Source organism: Herbaspirillum sp. B65 (assembly GCF_000333555.1).
Lineage (GTDB): Bacteria > Pseudomonadota > Gammaproteobacteria > Burkholderiales > Burkholderiaceae_D > Herbaspirillum > Herbaspirillum rubrisubalbicans.
Window position 1 is genome coordinate 1 of sequence record NZ_BADI01000713.1, and the last position, 1,565, is coordinate 1,565.

Sequence of the window (1,565 nt, forward strand, 5' to 3'; positions counted from 1 at the left end):
AGGAAGTACTTCAGGAACACGTTCACCGTCAGCAGCGTCAGTGCGGTCGGAATCTGCACTTTGATGACCTGGTACTGTTTCTTCAGTTCCAGCAGCGCGGCCGGCACGATGTTGTAGTTGGCCGCCATCGGCGTCATCAGCGTGCCGCAATAGCCGGAGTACATGCCGATGGACACCAGCGGCGCCGGATCGGCGTGATGGCCCAGGATCAGGAAGGGCAGGGCGATGCCCGCGCTCATCACCGGGAAGGCGGCAAAGGCGTTGCCCATCACCATGGTAAAGAGCGCCATGCCCACGCAATAGATCACCACCACCAGGAAACGGTTATCGGGGTTGACGAACAGGCTCACCACGTGTTGCACCGAGTTGCCGGTTTTGGCGGCCACGAACACGCCACCCAGCATGGCCAGCATCAGCGGCAGGATTGCGGCCCAGCCGATCGAGTCCACCAGGCGGCGCGACTGGCGCACCGCCTGCAAGGGCGTGCCGCGGGTCAGCACGCAGCCGGCGATGAGCGCACACACACAGGCCACGCACAGGGCTGCCAGCGTCAGTTGCTTCTGGTCCAGCAGCATCATGCCGCCCACCGAGACGCCCTTGAGCAGCACGGTACAGGCCACCGTGATGACCGGGATCAGCACCGCCGGGAAGAACAGCCAATTGCCCAGGCGTTTGGAGGAAGCCACGCGCTCGTCCTGAGTGGAGGTGGCATAGCTGCCCATGGAGAGCATCCCGGTGCCGGCGATCAGGGAAATGATGATGACGGTGCCGCCGATGATGCGGTGGGCCATGGACTTGCCGAGCTGCTCCACCAGCAGGTCGCCGAACAGGAACACGGCACCGAAGAGGAACCAGAACAGGGCCGTGGTGAGGCGCTTGGGGTTGCCCTTGTCGCGCAGGGTCATCACGGTCAGCATCATGACGATGATGCCGATGAGGTAGTAGATGCGGTTGATGGAAATGAGCGTATTCATGCGGACACCTTGGCGGCAGCGGATTGGGTGGCTTTCCAGGCGTCTACGTCGCGGCGGATGGACGCGTCCAGGCGAGTCAGGCGGAACATGTGGATCACCAGTGCCGACAGCGCAGTGGGGATGGCCCACAGGCCGATGTGCAGCGGCTCGATATTGCTGATGCCGTTTTCCTTGAGGAAGGCATCCATCAACAGCACGGCGCCGAAGGCGATGAAGATGTCTTCGCCGAAGAACACGGCGATGTTGTCGCAGGCCGCGGCATGGGCCTTGATCTTGTCGCGGATGTGTTGCGGCAGGTCTTCGCCATAGGTGCTCACCGCCGCGCCTTCGGCCATCGGGGCCAGCAGCGGACGCACGGTCTGCGCCTGGCCACCGAGATAGATCAGGCCCAGTGCGGCGGTGCCTTCACGCAGGATGAAGTAGAGCATCAGGATGCGCGCCGAGGTGGCGCTGGCGATGCTGGAAATCCAGGCCTGGGCGCGTTCCTTCAGACCGTAGTGTTCGAGCAGGCCGATGATGGGCAGGATCAGCAGGAAGGTCGCCAGCGAACGGCTGTTGACGAACTTCTCGCCGAAGGTTTCCAGCAACATG

2 protein-coding genes are annotated in these 1,565 nt (G+C 63.0%); both read right to left on the bottom strand.

Annotation, left to right across the window (positions count from 1 at the left end; genetic code table 11):
* Nucleotides 1–974, bottom strand: a 974-nt coding sequence (locus I5W_RS16760; RefSeq protein WP_044530076.1) for a DUF979 domain-containing protein, incomplete at its 3' end; no start/stop codon positions are given.
* Nucleotides 971–1,565, bottom strand: a 595-nt coding sequence (locus I5W_RS16765) for a DUF969 domain-containing protein (protein WP_044530077.1), incomplete at its 5' end; no start/stop codon positions are given. The genes I5W_RS16760 and I5W_RS16765, both read right to left, overlap by 4 nt.